This window comes from Actinomycetospora sp. TBRC 11914, assembly GCF_012933465.1.
Classification (GTDB): Bacteria; Actinomycetota; Actinomycetes; order Mycobacteriales; family Pseudonocardiaceae; genus Actinomycetospora.
In genome coordinates this window covers 1-218 of record NZ_JABBND010000061.1, presented here as the reverse complement: position 1 = coordinate 218, position 218 = coordinate 1, and the positions used below count along the sequence as shown (strand labels likewise).

Below are 218 nucleotides of genomic sequence, written 5' to 3'. Positions count from 1 at the left end.
TCGACCGCGCGGTGCACGTCGCCGAGCACCCCGGCGGGCAGCACCGAGTTGAGGAACTGGGCGCGGTAGCAGTCGCCGACCGCGCCGGAGAACCCGAGGCGCAGCCCCAGCCCGTGGGCCACGACGCACCAGCGGGCGGCCGAGGCCGCGGTGGTGAGCAGCCCGAGCGCGAGCGCGGCCACGAGCGCGGCGGGCGAGATCGCCCGCAGCCCGTCGAG

At 78.4% G+C, this 218-nt stretch carries 1 protein-coding gene; it reads right to left on the bottom strand.

Translation table 11 applies throughout. From position 1 onward, the window contains the following. Positions 1-218, bottom strand: a 218-nt coding sequence (locus HH311_RS30820; RefSeq protein ID WP_211191046.1) for a lysylphosphatidylglycerol synthase domain-containing protein, incomplete at both ends; no start/stop codon positions are given.